Raw genomic sequence first — 15,460 nt, 5'->3', positions numbered from 1 at the left:
AATCAGTTGTATCTCACTAACTGTTACAAGACTACAACCATCTACCGCCTCAGGATTGTGATGTGCTCAGAGCCGATCACGGCCGGGGCTCGTCAGCGCGCGCCGGTGGTGCTCTCGCGGATCTGGAGAGCGAAGGGCGTCTCCACCTCACGGGTGGGCAGCGGGTCGCCGCTGGTGACCCGTCGGTTGACCAGCTCGACGGCGCGTTGCGCGATGGCCGCCTTGTCGGGGGCGATCGTGGTGAGCGCCGGGAGGCTGTACGCGCTCTCCTCGGTGCCGTCGAAGCCGACGACCGCAAGATCGGAAGGCACTCGTACGCCACGCTCGGCGGCGGCGCGGAGAGCGCCGATCGCCAGGAGGTCGTTGAAGCAGAACACGGCGTCCGGAGGTTCCGGCTCGTCGAGCAGCGCCGCCATCGCCTGGGCACCGTCGCGACGGTGGTAGTTCAGCACCGAGGTGACATGGCCCGGGTGTTCGCGCAGTCCGGCTTGGGCCAATGCGGCCCGGTAGCCCGCCAGTCGGAGTGCGGCCGTGCCCCGGTACGGGTTCTGGCCGATCGCCGCGATGCGTGTGCGCCCCATCGAGATCAGGTGCCCGACGGCGACCTGGGCGGCTCGCACGTTGTCGATCGCCACGCGGTCGATCGGGAAGTCCACGACGTGTTCGCCCAGCATGATCATCGGCACGCCCGGGTCCAGCGCGCTCAGGTCGTCCGCCTCGAGAGCCTCCGGGCTCACGATGGCCCCGTCGATCAGGTGCGGGCCCAATGAAGCCAGGCTGGCGCGTTCGCGGTCCCGCGTGCCCTGGGTCTGCTCGATCAGCACGTTCCAGTCGCGGTGCTGCGCCGCGTTGATGATCAGGCCGGCGAGCTCCCCGAAGTACGGGACGCTGAGCTCGGGGACCATCAGGGCCAGGAACCCGGTCCGGCCCCGCCGCAGGTTCCGCGCGCCGAGGTTCGGCCGGTAGCCGGTCGCGGCGAGCGCCTCCTCGACCCTGCGACGGTTGTCCGGCTTCACGAACGCATAGCCGTTGACCACGTTGGACACGGTCTTGACGGAGACCCCGGCCAGGGTGGCGACATCCTTCAGCGTGACGGCCATGTGCCTCCGATCCTGCCCGAATCCGTCTTTACAACGTTGGAACAACGATGTAAAAACTACCCCACTGCGTCAACCACGCTCATTGCGAGCTGGCCAACGGTGCTCCCAGCAGACGCCAAGAGGAGTTGACTCTCGAATGGTCGGAATCAGTTCACGCCCAGGTCGGCGCACGGTCGTCGGTCTGACCTGCGCAGCGGTAGTCCTGCTCGCCTCCGGCTGTGCGAAGGGTGTGGAGAGCCCGTCCAGCGGTGCGCCACCGGCCGGCGGCGGGAAGCAGGAGGTCGCACAGTCCGGCGAGCGCGGGCCGAACTGCAGCTCGGCCCAGTACGGCGCTCCGATGCTGGACCTCACCAAGGCGACGGTCGGGTTCTCCCAGTCGGAGTCGACCAGCAACCCGTTCCGGGCGACCGAGACGCAGTCGATCACCGACGAGGCCAAGCGGCTCGGCATCAAGCTCATCCAGCGCAACGCCAACGCGAACGTGCCGCAGCAGAACACCGACATCCAGGACATGATCGCGCAGGGGGCTCAGGTCCTGATCGTCGCGCCGGAGAACTCGGACGGTCTGGCGCCGGCGTTCGCGGCCGCCAAGGCCAAGCACATTCCGGTGCTGACGATCGACCGCACCGTCAACGGCACGGCGTGCAGCGACTTCATCGGTTTCATCGGGTCGGACTTCCTCGGGCAGGCCAAGATCGCCGCCGACGACCTGGCTGGCGCGCTGGGCGGGCAGGGCAACGTGGCGGTACTGCAGGGCACCTCGGGCAACAACGTGGCGACCGACCGGACCAACGGTTTCAACCAGCAGATCGCGGCCAAGTACCCAGGAATCAAGGTCGTCGCGCAGCAGACCGCGAACTTCGACCAGGCCACCGGCCAGAAGGTCATGGAGCAGATCCTGCAGAGCAACCCGGATGTGACCGGGGTGTACGCGCAGAACGACACGATGGCGCTCGGCGCGATCCAGGCCATCCGTGCGGCCGGTAAGACTCCGGGCAAGGACGTCAAGGTCGTGGCGATCGACGGCACCGAGCAGTGCGTGCGCAACGTCGCCGACGGGGTCATGGTGGCCGATGTCGAGACCAACCCGAGGTTCGGCCCGCTGGCGTTCCAGAGCCTGCAGCGCTTCTACAGCCCCGAGGGTGTGCCCGGCACGGTACTGATCAGCGACCATCACTTCACCTCCGCGAATGCGGCCGACGCGCTCAAGAACGGCGACGTCTACTAGGCGGCGGGTGAGGGCGACGGGACGACATGACCAGGACGGTGGACCCGGTTCTGCGGGTCGAGCGGGTGTCCAAGCGGTTCCCCGGGGTGCAGGCACTGCGCGAGGTGACCTTCGAGCTGCTGCCCGGTGAGGTCCACGCGCTCGTCGGAGAGAACGGCGCGGGGAAGTCGACACTGATCAAGGTCGCGACGGGTGTCCACCGGGCGGACTCCGGCGTGGTGCGCTACCGGGGCGAGGAGGTGTCGTTCGGCAGCCCGCTCGACGCGCAGCGCGCCGGGGTGTCGACGATCTACCAGGAGGTCAACCTCATCCCGTTGATGAGCGTCGCGCGCAATCTGTTCCTCAACCGTGAGCCACGCCGGTTCGGTCTGATCGACGGTCGGCGGATGCGCCGCGAGGCAGCCGAGATCCTGCGCGACTACGGCGTGGACGTCGACGTGACCCGTCCGTTGGGCTCCCTCGGCCTCGGCGCGCAGCAGATGGTCGCGATCGCAAGGGCCGTCCAGATCGACGCCCGTGTCGTGGTGATGGACGAGCCGACCTCCTCGCTGGAGCAACGCGAGGTCGAGACCCTGTTCGGTGTGATCGAACGGCTCACCGGCGCCGGGATCGCGGTCGTGTACGTCAGCCATCGGCTCGACGAGCTGTACCGGATCTGTGATCGGGTCACGGTGCTGCGCGACGGCGCCGTCGTGCGCACCTCGGCGATGTCCGAGCTGGACCGGCTCGCCCTGATCTCGCTGATGCTCGGGCGCGACATCGCACAGGTCCGTCGGGAAGGCACCACCGCGTTCGGCGCAGAGGACCGTCCGATACACGAGGGCGACGAGACCCCGGTGCTGCGGGTCCGAGGACTCACCGCCCGGCATCGGGTCCACGACGTCTCGTTCGACGTACGCAGGAGCGAGGTCGTCGGGCTGGGCGGCCTGCTGGGGGCCGGTCGGAGCGAGACCGCGAAGGCCATCGTCGGTGCGCTGCACACCGAGTCCGGTGAGGTGGCCGTCGACGGTGTGCCGCTGCGGCGCAACTCCACTCCGTCGGCCATCAGGGCAGGCGCCGTACTGCTCCCGGAGGACCGCAAGAGCGAGGGGATCATCCCAAACCTCTCGGTCAGGGAGAACATCGTGCTCGCCGCACTCCCCCGGATCTCCCGGGCCGGACTCGTCGACCGCGCCAAGCAGGACAAGATCGTCGAATACTTCATCGAACGCCTGAGGATCCGGGTGTCGAGTCCGGACCAGCGGGTCAGCGAGCTGTCCGGTGGCAACCAGCAGAAGGTGATGCTGGCCAGGTGGTTGTGCCTCGACCCGAAGATCCTGCTGCTGGACGAGCCGACGCGGGGCATCGACGTCGGCGCCAAGGCCGAGGTCCAGGGGGTGATCGACGAGCTGGCCGCGGAGGGACTCGCGGTCGTTCTGATCTCCTCCGAGCTCGAAGAGCTCATCGAGGGTGCCGATCGGATCGTCGTGTTGAAGGACGGTGGCCAGATCGGAGAGCTGACCGGGCCCGAGGTCACCGAGTCGGCGCTGATGAGCGCGCTGGCCGCCACACCGGAGGAGGGGTCGGGGTGACCGCCGAGAACACCGCCCCACCGGTGACCGCCGCACCGGAACCCGGCGGCGAGGACAGGAGCGAGAGACGCTTAGAGAGGGGCAAGGTCCTCGCGCTGCTCCAGGATTACGGCGTCTACGCCGCCATCCTGGTTCTCGTCGTCGTCAACACGATCCTCACCCCGCACTTCCTCAGCGTGGACAACCTACGCGTCCAGCTCTTCCAAGCGGTCCCGGTTCTGATCGTGGCATTGGGTATGGCGCTGGTGATCGGGACCGAGGGCATCGACCTGTCTGTCGGAGCGGTGATCGCGTTCGCCTCCGCTCTCATCCCGCTGTACCTGGGGTACGGGCCGTGGCCCGCCGTCGCCGTCGCGCTCATCGGCGGCGCCGCGTCCGGCGTCCTCGGCGGGAGCATGGTCGCGCTCGGGCGTGTGCAGCCGATCGTCGCGACGCTCGCGCTGATGATCGGGCTGCGTGGTCTGTCGGTCATCCTCAACGGTGCGACCGCCAAACCGGTGCAGGATCCGGCGCTGCTCGGGCTCGGGTTGGACAGCTGGCTCGGTCTTCCCGAGATGGCGTGGATCGCCGTGGTCCTGGTGCTCGGGGTGGCCTTCGTCGTGCGCAGGACGACCTTCGGCAGACAGCTGACCGCGATCGGTGACAACCGCGCGGCGAGCACGCTGGCGGGGCTGCCGGTCCGCCGGGTGCTGCTCACCGTGTACGTGATCTCCGGCGTGCTCGCCGCGTTCGCGGGCGTGCTGATCGTCGGGCACGGCGGCTACGCCGATCCGGCCAACTACGGGCTCGACTACGAGCTCAGCGCCATCACCGCTGTCGTCGTCGGGGGCACGTCGCTGTCCGGCGGACGGGTACGGGTGTGGGGTACGGCGGCGGGTGCGCTGTTCATGCAGCTGATCGAAGCGACCTTGATCCAGCACAACGTCCGGTCCTCGTTCGAGCAGATGATCGAGGCGGCGATCATCGTGGTCGCGGTGTACGCGGCACGCGGGAAGGCGGCCCGATGACCGGGATGACGGCCGAGCGGACGACCCGGCGTTCCGGGGCCGTTCTGGGCCGGGTGCAGCAGCTCGGCAGCACCGTGGTGCTGGCGATCGTGGTGGTGGCCGCCTGCCTCCTCTCCCCCGGTTTCGCCGATCAGGGCAACTTCCAGAGCATCCTGGTGGGCAACGCCTACACGTCGCTGCTCGCGCTGGGCATGACCTTCGTGATCATCTCCGGGGGCATCGACCTGTCCGTCGGCTCGATGTTCGCCCTCGGCGGGGTGCTCGCGGCGTGGGGCGTCAACCATGGCGGCACACTGGTGTCGGTCGTGGTTCCGCTCGTCTGCTGCGGTGCCCTGGGCACGGTGCACGGTCTGCTCATCGCCCGCGCCCGGCTGGCACCGTTCATCGTCACGCTCGCCGGACTGCTGTTCGCCAGGGGACTTCTGCAGGCGATGTCCGGCGAGGGCGCGACCACCTACCTGGTCCCACCCGATTCGCCGTTCCTCGGCCTTGGCCGGGGCACCTGGACACCTATCCTCACCGCTGTGGTGCTGTTCGCGGGTGGCGCGGTGCTGTTGTTGCGCACCCGTTTCGGGCAGGCGCTGTTCGCGATCGGGGGCAACGAGCAGGCCGCCGTGCTGATGGGGGTGCCGGTCGCCCGGACCACCGTGCTGGTCTACTCGATGTCCGGCCTGCTGGCAGGCGGCGCGGGGATGCTCAACGCCGCCCGGCTGCAGTCCGGGGTCACCAACATCGGGGTCGGCTACGAATTGACCGCGATCGCGGCGGTGATCATCGGAGGCACTCTGCTGACCGGCGGTGCAGGCTCGATCACCGGTACCGCCTCGGGGGTCCTGCTGCTCGCCGTCATGCTCAACCTCATCGGCGTGCACCTGTCGGAGTACGGTTCCTCGGCGTCGGACCTGGTCAATGGAGCTTTCCTGGCGGTGGTCGTACTCCTGCAGACGGTGCTCAGCCGCCGAAGGGTCGCCGACAATTGACTTGCCGAGCCCTGGCCCGCCGCCCACGATGATCGTTGCTGACCACCACTCACACGATCGTCGGGGGACCATGACCGCCGCGGGGCTGGCGCTGCTCGACTCGGTACAGGCCGAGCTGGCGCCCAGGGACGAGCAGAACAGGTTGCCGCCGCTCGTGGCGGCGGGAACGGCATCCCGATCCGTGTTCACCCTGCTGGCCCTCGAGCAACTGCGGATCGTGCCGAGCGACTGGCGCAGCCTGCACCATCTCGCGGCTCGCTCGGAACACCCCTCGGTGCGGCACTATTTCGCGGATCTCGCCACCGGTGAGGAGCACGCGCTCGCCGCACTTCGGGGCCTCGTCGACGCGGTGGGTCTCGACACGGCCGCCATCAGGGGCCACGAGCCGCTGCCCGGCTGCCAGGCCTACCCGAGCTACTTCGCCTGGCTGGCGCTCAATGCCGAGCCGACCGAGGTCGCGGTGGCGATGACCGCGAACTTCGCGGCGTGGGGCCGCTACTGCGCCGCGATCTCCGGCGGTATGCGGCGCCACTACGGTTTCGAACCCGGTGCGGTCGCGTTCTTCGACTTCTTCGCCACGCCACTGCCACCCGATGCCGCCGCCGAGGCGATCGGGGTGGGCATCGAGTCCAGAACTCTCGACCCGGCGCGAGCCCGCCAGTACGCGCGCCTGTTCCAGAGCTACGAGCTGATGTTCTGGAACACCCTCGCCGACCACTCCTGATGCGTAGACGGCGCCTCAACGGCCTCGGCGGGCCGGCCCGTCGTTGGCGAACACCACCGCTACCCAGGGCAGTGCGCCCGTCGCCACGACCATGACCACGCCTGCCCACGGGTGCCACAGGTAGAGCGGGTAGGACAGCGCGAAGCCGACCAGGTGCACGACCATGATCACGACGTAGGTGTGTCGTCGTCGTGCCTGCTGCTGTTCGAACGACTCCGCCGCGGAGGTGATCACCGGCGGGTCCGGACGTCGCCACCGTCGTGCTGTCACGGTCCTCCTCGGCGTTCGTGGCCTCGTCGATTGTCGTACAAATCCGCGCGTGCCGCGGCCTGCGTCACTTGTGCGGTACCCGGCGTGCGCCCGGGTCACTACTACTGGCACACTGTGCGCGTGATCGACCGGACCAGCAGCCCGCTCATGGGTTGTTGCTGTCCGGGGTGCTGTCGCAGCTGTCGCTGCATCTGACGCCCCCGGCAACCTCGGCCGTCCGGCCGACCGAACGTCTGCGATCACCTCATGCTCAGCACTCTGGATCTTCGTGGTCACACCGTCCTCGCGCTGCACGCACATCCCGATGACGAGGCCATCTTCACCGGCATCACGCTGCGTCGTCTTGCTGACGCGGGAGCCCGAATCGTCCTGGTCATGGCCACCTCCGGTGAGCTCGGCGAGTCCCGGGTGCCGCTCGGTCGCGGCGAGAGCATCTCCGACCGGCGGATCGCCGAGCTCGAGCACGCGGCCGCGCTGCTGGGCGTCGCCCGGTTGGAGCTTCTCAGCAGCCGTGACTCGGGACTACCCGGCTGGAGCAGTGCGACACATCCGCGCGCACTCGCCAACGCCGATACCCACACCCTGGCGGCGCGGATCGCCCGAATCGCCGAGCAGGAAGGCGCCGGCACCCTCATCTACGACGACGAACAGGGCATCTACGGACATCCTGACCATCAGGCCGCGTTCCGTATCGGGTCCGCCGCCGCCACCATGAGCGGCGCGACCGGCTATCGCATGACCGTCGACCGCGACCATCTGAACACCGCCGCTCCGGGTGGCCACCTGGTCCACGGCGCCGCGTCGGCCGCCGCCGTCGACTTCGGCCGGAGCACCTCCGAGATCACCCTGGCGGTGACCGGGAACCAGACGCAGCTCGCGGCGAAGTACTCGGCGATCACCGCGCACGCGAGCCAGATCGGGCATTCGGACGTGCCGGCGGCCGTGTTCCAGGACGCGTACGGCACCGAGTGGTTCCGGCGTGAGGAGCCGACCGGGCTGCTCGATCTGCTGAGTGACGTGCACGTGCTCGCCGGCGCGACCGGTTGATCACCTTCGACGGCTGACCGGCTCGGCGCCGGTCTCGGTGAGGAACGAGGTCAGTACCTCCGCGAGGCGTTCCGGCTGGTCCTCGGGGACCAGTGTGGACGAGTCGTCGATCTCCACCAGTCGCCCCTGGGGGTACAGCCGGGCAAGCCTCGGTCCGTGCTCGCGCGGCATGAGCGGGTCCTGCGTCGCCCAGACCACGAGCACCGGTCGATCGAAGCCGCGCAGTTCCTCGCTCCAGGCCAACAGCGTGTCGCCGTCCGGCGCCGACGTGGCGAACTTGGCGAAGTCCCGCCGGATGGCGCGGCTCCCCCAGGCCGGCGCGAACCAGTCGGTCAGAACGTCATCCGGGATTCCGAGCAGGCTCAGTCCGCCGTACGTCCGGGGGTGCTGACGTACGGCCCTCACGCGCAGCAGCCGCAGCAGGAGCCAGACACCGCCGGGGAGCTTCGCCACCTTGGCGATGTTCTTGGCCGAACCGGGCGGGAAGTTGTCGAACGCCTCGCACGCGACCAGCACGAGCCTGGCGACCTGGTCCGCGCCCGGGACGTCCTCGGTCACCAGGAACTGGCCGCCGCCCCAGTCGTTGAGCACCAGGGTCACATCACGCAGCGCCAGCCGGTCGATCAGCTCACCCAGCAGACGGGCCACGCCACGCTGGCTCAGATCGGCGTCCGGCCGCATCGGTGTCCGGTGACCACCGAGCGGGAGCGTCGGCAGCACACAGCGGTACCCGGACAACAACGGGAGGACCTTCCGCCACTGGGTCTCGTTCATGGGCAGTCCGTGCGCGAGAACGACGACCGGTCCGTTTCCACCGGTGTCCTGGTAGTCGACGGGTCCGGAGGTCAGTTCGATTCTCGGCATCTCGACCTCCCTTGATAGAACGTTCTAATCTAGACTAGACCGGAGCGGAACCACCGAGCAAGTACAGAAAGCGGCAGCGATGACGACACCTCCGGACACCCGGACCCGAATCCGCGACGCAGCCTCGACGCTGTTCCGGCGCGACGGATACTCGGCCACCGGCCTCAAGCGCATCGCCACCGAGTCGGGGGCGCCGTTCGGCTCGATCTACCACTTCTTCCCTGGCGGGAAGGAACAGCTGGCACAGGACGCCGTACGCACCTCGGGCGCGGCGTACCAGGACCTGGTGCTCACGTTGCTCAACAGCGTCCCGGAGCCCCTGGAGTCGCTGGCCAACGCCTTCGACTCCGCGGCGGAGAGCCTCGTGGCCACCGACTACGCCGATGCCTGCCCGATAGCGACGCTCGCGCTCGAGGTCGCGAGCAGCAACGAGACGCTGCGAATCGCGACCGCCGACGTGTTCGAAGGCTGGGTGACGGCGGGAACCGAGTGGTTCGGCCGGTGGATCACCGACCGCCGCCTCGCTCGGGACCTTGCCCGTTCGATGATCATGCTCCTCGAAGGTGCATTCGTGCTCAGTCGCGCGAGTCGCGACCCGGAACCCCTGCACACGGCAGGGCGGGCGATCGTCGAGCTTGCCCGCTCGGCGATCGGACGGCAGGCCGACATCTCATGACGAGCGTATAATTCGTTATGTGTACTAATAACCGTCGGGTCTGGAGGAGACATGCCCGGGTCGAACAGCGCCACGCTCGAGGGACCTTCTGAGCAGGGGCTCGCCCACCCGCCCGCCGACGGTCGTCGACACCGCCTCCGGCGCTCCAGCCGGATCGCGCTCGTGGTCGTCATCGTCGTGACGGTCCTCGAAGGCATCGCGTTCGGCTCGACGTACCTGCTCTACTCCCGGCATTACGTGACGACCGACAACGCGCAGGTCGACGGCGACAAGATCGCGATCAACGCGCCGGCAACCGGAAACCTCGTGGACTGGACGATCAACCAGGGCTCCGAGGTGCACACCAACCAGATCGTCGGACGTGTGCAGGGGCTGGGCAGCGGTGCCCAGCCGGAGAAGGTCGTCAGGTCGCCGGGCAACGGCACGGTCGCGGTCGACAACGCGGTGAACGGCGCCTACGTCGACGGCGGAACCGAGCTGGCCACCGCGTACGACTTCAGCAAGATCTACGTCACCGCCAGGGTCGAGGACACCGACATCGCCGACGTTCACACCGGTGAGAAGGTCGACATCAGTGTCGACGCGTTCCCCGGTGTTCCGGTCACCGGCGTCGTGCAGAACATCCAGGGTGCCGCGGCGAGCGAGTTCACCATCTTCCCCGGCACCAGCACGGATCCGTCGAACCCGCAGAAGGTCGACCAGTACGTGCCGGTGAAGATCGAGTTCACCAACACCGACGGGATCGCACTCGCTCCCGGTATGAACGTCACGGTCCACATCCATCGCCGCTGAGGCCCTCTGCCACGATCGTGCGGTGCGCGCCGACCGCCCCGTTGCTCTGGTCACCGGTTCGACCTCGGGAATCGGCGAGGCGATCGTCCGCCGGTTCGCCCGGGACGGATTCAGGGTGGTCGTGCACTCCCGTGCCAGCCGGGAGGCCGGACTGGCCATCGCGGACGAGCTCGGCGGGCTCTACCTGCAGGCCGACCTCGCCGACGACTCGGCCGTCGACGGCGTCGTTCCACGCGTGCTCGACGAGTACGGACAACTCGACGTCCTGGTGAACAACGCGGGCATCAGCCGGCCGATCCCGCACGACGACCTCGCCGCCGCGTCGGCTGCCGACTGGCGACGGCTGCTGGACGTCAACCTCATCGCGCCCTGGCTGTTGTGCACCTCGGCGCTCCCCGCGCTGCGCGACTCACCGCGTCCCGGTGGCGGCAGCATCGTGAACGTCACCAGCTGGGCCGGTGTCCGCCCAAAGGGCTCCTCGATCCCGTACGCGGCGAGCAAGGCGGCGCTGAACCATGTGACCAAGCTGCTCGCCGCGGCACTCGGACCCGCGGTCCGGGTCAACGCGGTGGCACCTGGACTCGTCGACACACCGATGACCCGCGACTGGACCGAGCTCAGGCGACGATGGGTGGAGACGGCGCCGATGAGGCGTCCGGCGCGGCCGGACGACGTCGCCGACCTCGTCGCCTCACTGGTCGCGAACACCTACCTCACCGGCGAGGTCATCGTGCTGGACGGCGGACTCAACCTCCGTCAGTGAACCTCGACCTCCACTGTGCGACCGTCGGGATCGGTCCGTAGATGGCGGCCGACCGGGAGCGGCGGATCAGGAGCGGAGGCCGGCACCGAGAAGCCCAGCCGGACGTGTCGCGTCACGCGATCCGTGGTGGCCGGGTACAGCTCGAGCACCATGCCGCCCGCCAGAACCGCCGCCCAGTGGCGCGGCCCGGCACCGTGCTGCTCGCCGACGAAGCACAGGCCCAGACCCTGATAGAACGCCCGGCACTGGTCCAGGGACTCGGTATAGATCACCAGGAGGGTCGTGCCGACCCCGGCGGAAGAAGCCGTCATGAGAACAGCACAGCACACTCAGAGGCTGCTCAACATCCCATATGCGGCACCGGCCATCCCGGTGAGGCACAAGCCGATAATGCCCCACACGCCGTGCAGGCAGTCATTACGAACGAACATTGCGATGAGCAGGCCGACACTGGCAATGGTCGCGACAATAATCAGTGCCAGAAAGAAAATCACAAGTAACCCCTGACGTTCGGGCCGTAAGGCCAAGAATGAGCGTCGGTCGACCCGGTCTCATGTTCGGGGTCGGCCGTGTACCGGCACCGCACCCCGGACCGTCAGTGACGGAGTCGGGATGTGATGACCGGAAGAGTGAATGGACTTGACGTCCTTAATTCACAGCTCGAAGTCAGGTGGAGCTCTTTCGCGAAAGCAACGCGCGCCGGCGTCATTCAGCGGAGACGGCCGGTCGGTCCCGAATCGACAGTCCGGCCTCGGCTCGCCGGTCCGCTCACCTGCCGAGGCGCCGGTCACCGAGGGTAGCGACCACGCCGACCCATGGGGTTCATGAATGACCACCAGCGCGGGCGGGCTCCACGAGGCCGTCACGTCAGCGGGAGACCGCCACGCGGAGAGCAGCCCGGCCGAGGAGGCCGGCTCATGTTCGGCCGCCGGCCGGCCCGAGGCGATCGTGACGGCGACGAACAGCAGAGACAGCAGCGCAAGCGACAGGCGCCCACGGACCTGCCTGCTCCGCATCACACGCTCCGTCCTAGCGAGGAAGGCCCCGCACAGCAATAGTGCGGGCCCCCGACACATCCGGGGGCCCGCACTATTGAATCAGGTTCTGACGACTCCTAGTTGACGCCGTCCCCACCGGAGCCACCAGCGCCACCGGCCGCGTTGCACTGAGCGTTGTCGCCGCCCTGGCCGACCACCCCGGCCGAGACGCCGACCGGGATGAGGCAGTTGGCGTTGGCCTTGCCGCCCGAGCCGCCAGCGCCGCCGTTGCCGTTCACGTCATCGTGGCCATGTGCGAACGCGGTGCCGGCGAACCCAGCGGTACCCATGGCGATTGCCGCAACCGCGATGGCTACGCGCTGCCCGTACTTGCGCTTCACATTTCCTCCCGAATTTCCTCAGCCGAGGCGCCTATCGCCTCAACCGCTTCACAAGGTCTAGTCCGCATTGCTCAGGTTGTCCACAGATCGCCCTCTCATGGGTCGGGTATCCACCTGTCCGTGTGTTCCCCGGTCGAGTGGATCGACTGCCTACCACATCATTAAGACGATTGCCCGACGATTGTCGAGGGTACGTCCTCAATCTGGGATCATTTGCGTTCGGACGACATGTCAGTTGATCCGATTGAGTAGGCTTATTTCCCTTGATACGAAGAGCGTAGAGATCGGGTCAGGCCAAGAGCTGCCGTGCGGACGGCCGGGGCGAAGCGAGTCGTGTCCACTCGGTGTACCCATCCGGTGATCGAGATCGCGGCCACCGCGACACCTGAGGCGTCCAGCACGGGCGCGGCGACACACGCGATGCCGACGCCCGACTCCTCGTGCTCCTCGGCGACTCCCCGCTGCCGGATCGTGGCCAGCTCCCGCTCCAGCAGTCCGGGCGCGATCACCGTGCGAGGTGTCCTACGGGTCAGACCGGCCGCGAGTACCTGTTCCAGCCGCGCCCGAGGCGAGAACGCCAGCATCGCCTTACCCACGCCGGTGCAGTGCGCCGGCATCCGGCCGCCGATCCGGGACGGGACCGCCGGGCCTGCCTTGGCGTCGAACTTCTGCAGGTAGACGACCTCGGCACCGTCCAGGATGGCCAGGTGCACCGTCTCGTGGGTCGCCTCGAACAGGTCGGCGAGATACGGTGCCGCCGCCTCGCGCAGCCCGCGCTGACGCGGTGCCAGCTGACCCAGCTCGAACAGCCGCATGCCCAGCCGAAGCCCGGTCGGTGTCCGCTCGATGACGTCCCAGGTGGCCAGCTCCGCGAGCAACCGGTGGGCGGTCGGTTTCGGGATGGAGGTACGTCGGCACAGCTCGGCGAGCGTCAGCTCCGCATCGCCGGGCTGGAACGCGGACAGCAGCGTGAACGCGCGAGCGAGCACTGAGTTCGGGGGCTCGACCGTCATCCGGGTGTTCCTCGCGTTTCGCCGCAGGCGTTTCGATGAGTGAAACGCCATCCTTCCCGACCGATCGGCCTCGGTGCCACAGTGCTCGGCATGCCATCGAAGAAGGTGACCGCCGCGATCGTCGGTCCGGGCAACATCGGGACCGACCTGCTGGCGAAGCTGCGCGGCAGCGCACTGATCGACGTCGCGTACATGGTCGGGGTCGTGGAGTCCGACGGCCTGGCCAGGGCCCGCGCACAGGGCATCACGGCATCCGCCGAAGGGGTCGACTGGCTGTTGCGCCAGGACCCCCTTCCCGGCATCGTGTTCGAGGCCACGTCGGCCGCCGCCCATGCCGCCAATGCCCCGCGCTACGCCGAGGCCGGTATCCAGGCGGTCGACCTGACCCCCGCGCATCTCGGCCCGATGGTGTGCCCGCCGGTCAACCTGCGTGACCACCTGACGGCCCCGAACGTCTCGATGATCACCTGCGGCGGCCAGGCCACCATCCCGATGGTGCACGCGGTGTCCCGGGTGTGCCCGGTGCCCTACGCCGAGATCGTCGCGTCGGTCGCGTCCCGCTCGGCCGGACCCGGTACCCGGGCCAACATCGACGAGTTCACCCAGACCACCGCCCGCGCCGTGGAGGAAGTCGGTGGTGCCGCGCGCGGCAAGGCCATCATCATCCTCAACCCGGTCGAACCGCCGATGATCATGCGGGACACGGTGTTCTGCATGATCCCGGCCGACGCCGACCGCGCGGCGATCATCCGCTCGGTCCACGACATGATCGACGAGGTGCGGGAGTACGTGCCCGGCTACACGTTGCGCGCCGAACCACAGTTCGACGAACCGCAGGAATCATGGGACGGCCACGGTCGCGTCGCGGTGTTCCTCGAGGTCAAGGGCAACGGCGACTACCTGCCCGAGTACGCGGGCAACCTGGACATCATGACGGCGGCCGCCGCCAGGGTCGGCGAGCTGATGGCGGAGAACATGCTGGGAGCACAGGTATGAGCAGCACACGGCCCGAGCTGAAGCACGACGTCCGGATCACCGACACGACCCTGCGCGACGGCTCGCACGCGATGGCGCATCAGTTCACCGAGACCCAGGTGCGAGACACGGTCCGCGCGCTGGACGCGGCGGGCGTCGAGGTCATCGAAGTCACGCACGGTGACGGGCTGGGCGGCAGCTCGTTCAACTACGGCTTCTCACACACCGATGAGATGACGTTGATCGCCGCCGCGCGCGAGGAGGCCCGCCAGGCCAAGATCGCGGTACTGCTGGTGCCGGGCATCGGCACCGTCGATGACCTGAAGCGCGCCCGCGACGCCGGCGCCGACATGGTGAGGGTCGCCACCCACTGCACAGAGGCCGACGTCTCGCCGCAGCACTTCGCCGCCGCGCGTGACCTGGGCATGGAGACCGTGGGCTTCCTGATGATGGCTCACCGGACGCCGCCGGAGAACCTGGCGAAGCAGGCGCGAATCATGGTCGACGCCGGTTGTCAGGCGCCGTATGTCACCGACTCGGCGGGTGCTCTGCTCATGCACGAGGCGAAGGCCCGGTTCGAGGCGCTGGTCGCGGAGGTCGGCGACGAGGCGTGGGTCGGTTACCACGGTCACCAGAACCTGAGCATGGGCGTCGCCAACTCGGTGCTCGCCTACGAAGCCGGTGTGCGCTACATCGACGGGTCACTGTGCGCGTTGGGCGCGGGCTCCGGCAACTCCCCCACCGAGGTACTCGCGGCGGTCTTCGACCGTCTGGAGATCGACACCGGCCTCGACGTCCTCGCCCTGCTCGACGCCGCGGAGGAGGTCGTGCGGCCCTACCTCAACCGCTGGCCGAAGATGGACCGGAACGCGATCGTGCAGGGCTGGGCCGGCGTGTACTCGTCGTTCCTGCTCCACGCCGAGCGCGCGGCCGAGCGCTACAAGGTGCCCGCGCACGAGATCCTGCGCCGCTGCGGCGAGCTCGGCTACGTCGGAGGTCAGGAAGACATGATCATCGACGTGGCGATCCAGCTGTCCGCCGAGCGAGCGGCCGCGTCACCGCGATAGCGACG

The 15,460-nt window shown here is 68.4% G+C and carries 18 protein-coding genes; 11 read left to right on the top strand and 7 right to left on the bottom strand.

Features of this window, described 5'->3' with window-relative positions; genetic code table 11:
- Positions 1–92 precede the first annotated feature (92 nt).
- Positions 93–1,100, bottom strand: a complete 1,008-nt coding sequence (locus G406_RS0106365) for a LacI family DNA-binding transcriptional regulator (protein ID WP_028933197.1) — start codon at positions 1,098–1,100, stop codon at positions 93–95.
- Between the two features lie 136 nt (positions 1,101–1,236).
- Here G406_RS0106365 and G406_RS44940 point away from each other — a divergent pair, with 136 nt between their 5' ends.
- The 5 genes from G406_RS44940 (at position 1,237) to G406_RS0106340 (ending at position 6,610) form a co-directional block, all read left to right on the top strand.
- Positions 1,237–2,328, top strand: a complete 1,092-nt coding sequence (locus G406_RS44940; protein ID WP_051341722.1) for an ABC transporter substrate-binding protein — start codon at positions 1,237–1,239, stop codon at positions 2,326–2,328.
- Positions 2,329–2,354: 26 nt separating this feature from the next.
- On the top strand, positions 2,355–3,899 hold the full coding sequence (locus tag G406_RS44935) for a sugar ABC transporter ATP-binding protein (RefSeq protein WP_037075423.1): 1,545 nt from the start codon (positions 2,355–2,357) through the stop codon (positions 3,897–3,899).
- Positions 3,896–4,906 carry an ABC transporter permease gene (locus G406_RS0106350; protein ID WP_037075422.1) on the top strand — a complete coding sequence of 337 codons (1,011 nt, stop codon included), beginning with the start codon at positions 3,896–3,898 and terminating at the stop codon, positions 4,904–4,906. The genes G406_RS44935 and G406_RS0106350 overlap by 4 nt, the downstream gene beginning before the upstream one ends.
- Positions 4,903–5,886, top strand: coding sequence for an ABC transporter permease (locus tag G406_RS44930; RefSeq protein ID WP_084215812.1), 984 nt, complete (start codon positions 4,903–4,905; stop codon positions 5,884–5,886). Before G406_RS0106350 ends, G406_RS44930 begins: the two co-directional genes overlap by 4 nt.
- A gap of 70 nt (positions 5,887–5,956) precedes the next feature.
- A complete protein-coding gene (locus G406_RS0106340; RefSeq protein WP_028933195.1) occupies positions 5,957–6,610 on the top strand; it encodes a thiaminase II/PqqC family protein in 654 nt (217 codons plus the stop codon).
- Positions 6,611–6,625: 15 nt separating this feature from the next.
- Here G406_RS0106340 and G406_RS57730 read toward each other — a convergent pair whose 3' ends face one another.
- Complete coding sequence (locus G406_RS57730; protein ID WP_169736630.1) at positions 6,626–6,880, bottom strand: DUF3099 domain-containing protein; 255 nt, start codon at positions 6,878–6,880, stop codon at positions 6,626–6,628.
- A gap of 246 nt (positions 6,881–7,126) precedes the next feature.
- Between G406_RS57730 and G406_RS44920 the strand changes: the two genes are divergently transcribed.
- Complete coding sequence (locus G406_RS44920) at positions 7,127–7,927, top strand: PIG-L deacetylase family protein (protein ID WP_051341719.1); 801 nt, start codon at positions 7,127–7,129, stop codon at positions 7,925–7,927.
- Here the strand turns inward: G406_RS44920 and G406_RS0106325 are convergent, their stop codons facing one another.
- On the bottom strand, positions 7,928–8,791 hold the full coding sequence (locus G406_RS0106325; RefSeq protein WP_028933194.1) for an alpha/beta fold hydrolase: 864 nt from the start codon (positions 8,789–8,791) through the stop codon (positions 7,928–7,930). It lies immediately after the preceding gene.
- A gap of 79 nt (positions 8,792–8,870) precedes the next feature.
- On the opposite strand from G406_RS0106325, the gene G406_RS0106320 reads away from it, so the two are divergent.
- Genes G406_RS0106320 through G406_RS0106310 form a run of 3 tightly spaced genes read left to right on the top strand, consistent with a single transcriptional unit; the run spans position 8,871 to position 11,022 of the window.
- The gene (locus G406_RS0106320) at positions 8,871–9,467 is read left to right on the top strand and encodes a TetR/AcrR family transcriptional regulator (RefSeq protein ID WP_028933193.1); all 597 of its coding nucleotides are present in this window, start codon (positions 8,871–8,873) and stop codon (positions 9,465–9,467) included.
- Positions 9,468–9,518: 51 nt separating this feature from the next.
- Positions 9,519–10,259, top strand: coding sequence for an HlyD family secretion protein (locus tag G406_RS0106315; RefSeq protein ID WP_051341718.1), 741 nt, complete (start codon positions 9,519–9,521; stop codon positions 10,257–10,259).
- A 22-nt stretch (positions 10,260–10,281) separates the two neighbouring features.
- Entirely contained in the window at positions 10,282–11,022 is a 741-nt protein-coding gene (locus tag G406_RS0106310; protein ID WP_028933191.1) for an SDR family NAD(P)-dependent oxidoreductase, read from the top strand.
- Here G406_RS0106310 and G406_RS0106305 read toward each other — a convergent pair.
- The 4 genes from G406_RS0106305 to G406_RS0106285 all read right to left on the bottom strand — a co-directional run bounded on the left by G406_RS0106305 (position 11,016) and on the right by G406_RS0106285 (position 13,413).
- Complete coding sequence (locus G406_RS0106305) at positions 11,016–11,333, bottom strand: VOC family protein (RefSeq protein ID WP_028933190.1); 318 nt, start codon at positions 11,331–11,333, stop codon at positions 11,016–11,018. The two genes, G406_RS0106310 and G406_RS0106305, sit on opposite strands and share 7 nt — an antisense overlap.
- Positions 11,334–11,351: 18 nt before the next feature.
- On the bottom strand, positions 11,352–11,516 hold the full coding sequence (locus G406_RS56505; RefSeq protein WP_156934704.1) for a hypothetical protein: 165 nt from the start codon (positions 11,514–11,516) through the stop codon (positions 11,352–11,354).
- Between the two features lie 620 nt (positions 11,517–12,136).
- On the bottom strand, positions 12,137–12,400 hold the full coding sequence (locus G406_RS53685; protein WP_156934703.1) for a hypothetical protein: 264 nt from the start codon (positions 12,398–12,400) through the stop codon (positions 12,137–12,139).
- 254 nt (positions 12,401–12,654) lie between these two features.
- The gene (locus tag G406_RS0106285) at positions 12,655–13,413 is read right to left on the bottom strand and encodes an IclR family transcriptional regulator (RefSeq protein WP_028933187.1); all 759 of its coding nucleotides are present in this window, start codon (positions 13,411–13,413) and stop codon (positions 12,655–12,657) included.
- A gap of 90 nt (positions 13,414–13,503) precedes the next feature.
- Here G406_RS0106285 and G406_RS0106280 point away from each other — a divergent pair, with 90 nt between their 5' ends.
- On the top strand, positions 13,504–14,409 hold the full coding sequence (locus G406_RS0106280) for an acetaldehyde dehydrogenase (acetylating) (RefSeq protein ID WP_028933186.1): 906 nt from the start codon (positions 13,504–13,506) through the stop codon (positions 14,407–14,409).
- The gene (dmpG, locus tag G406_RS0106275; RefSeq protein ID WP_028933185.1) at positions 14,406–15,455 is read left to right on the top strand and encodes a 4-hydroxy-2-oxovalerate aldolase; all 1,050 of its coding nucleotides are present in this window, start codon (positions 14,406–14,408) and stop codon (positions 15,453–15,455) included. Before G406_RS0106280 ends, dmpG begins: the two co-directional genes overlap by 4 nt.
- Positions 15,456–15,460 lie beyond the last annotated feature (5 nt).

Origin of the sequence: Actinospineispora spinosispora DSM 44797 (genome assembly GCF_000429025.1) — a bacterium.
In the GTDB taxonomy this organism is placed as follows: Bacteria; Actinomycetota; Actinomycetes; order Mycobacteriales; family Pseudonocardiaceae; genus Pseudonocardia; species Pseudonocardia spinosispora.
This window is presented reverse-complemented; position numbering and strand designations above follow the sequence as displayed.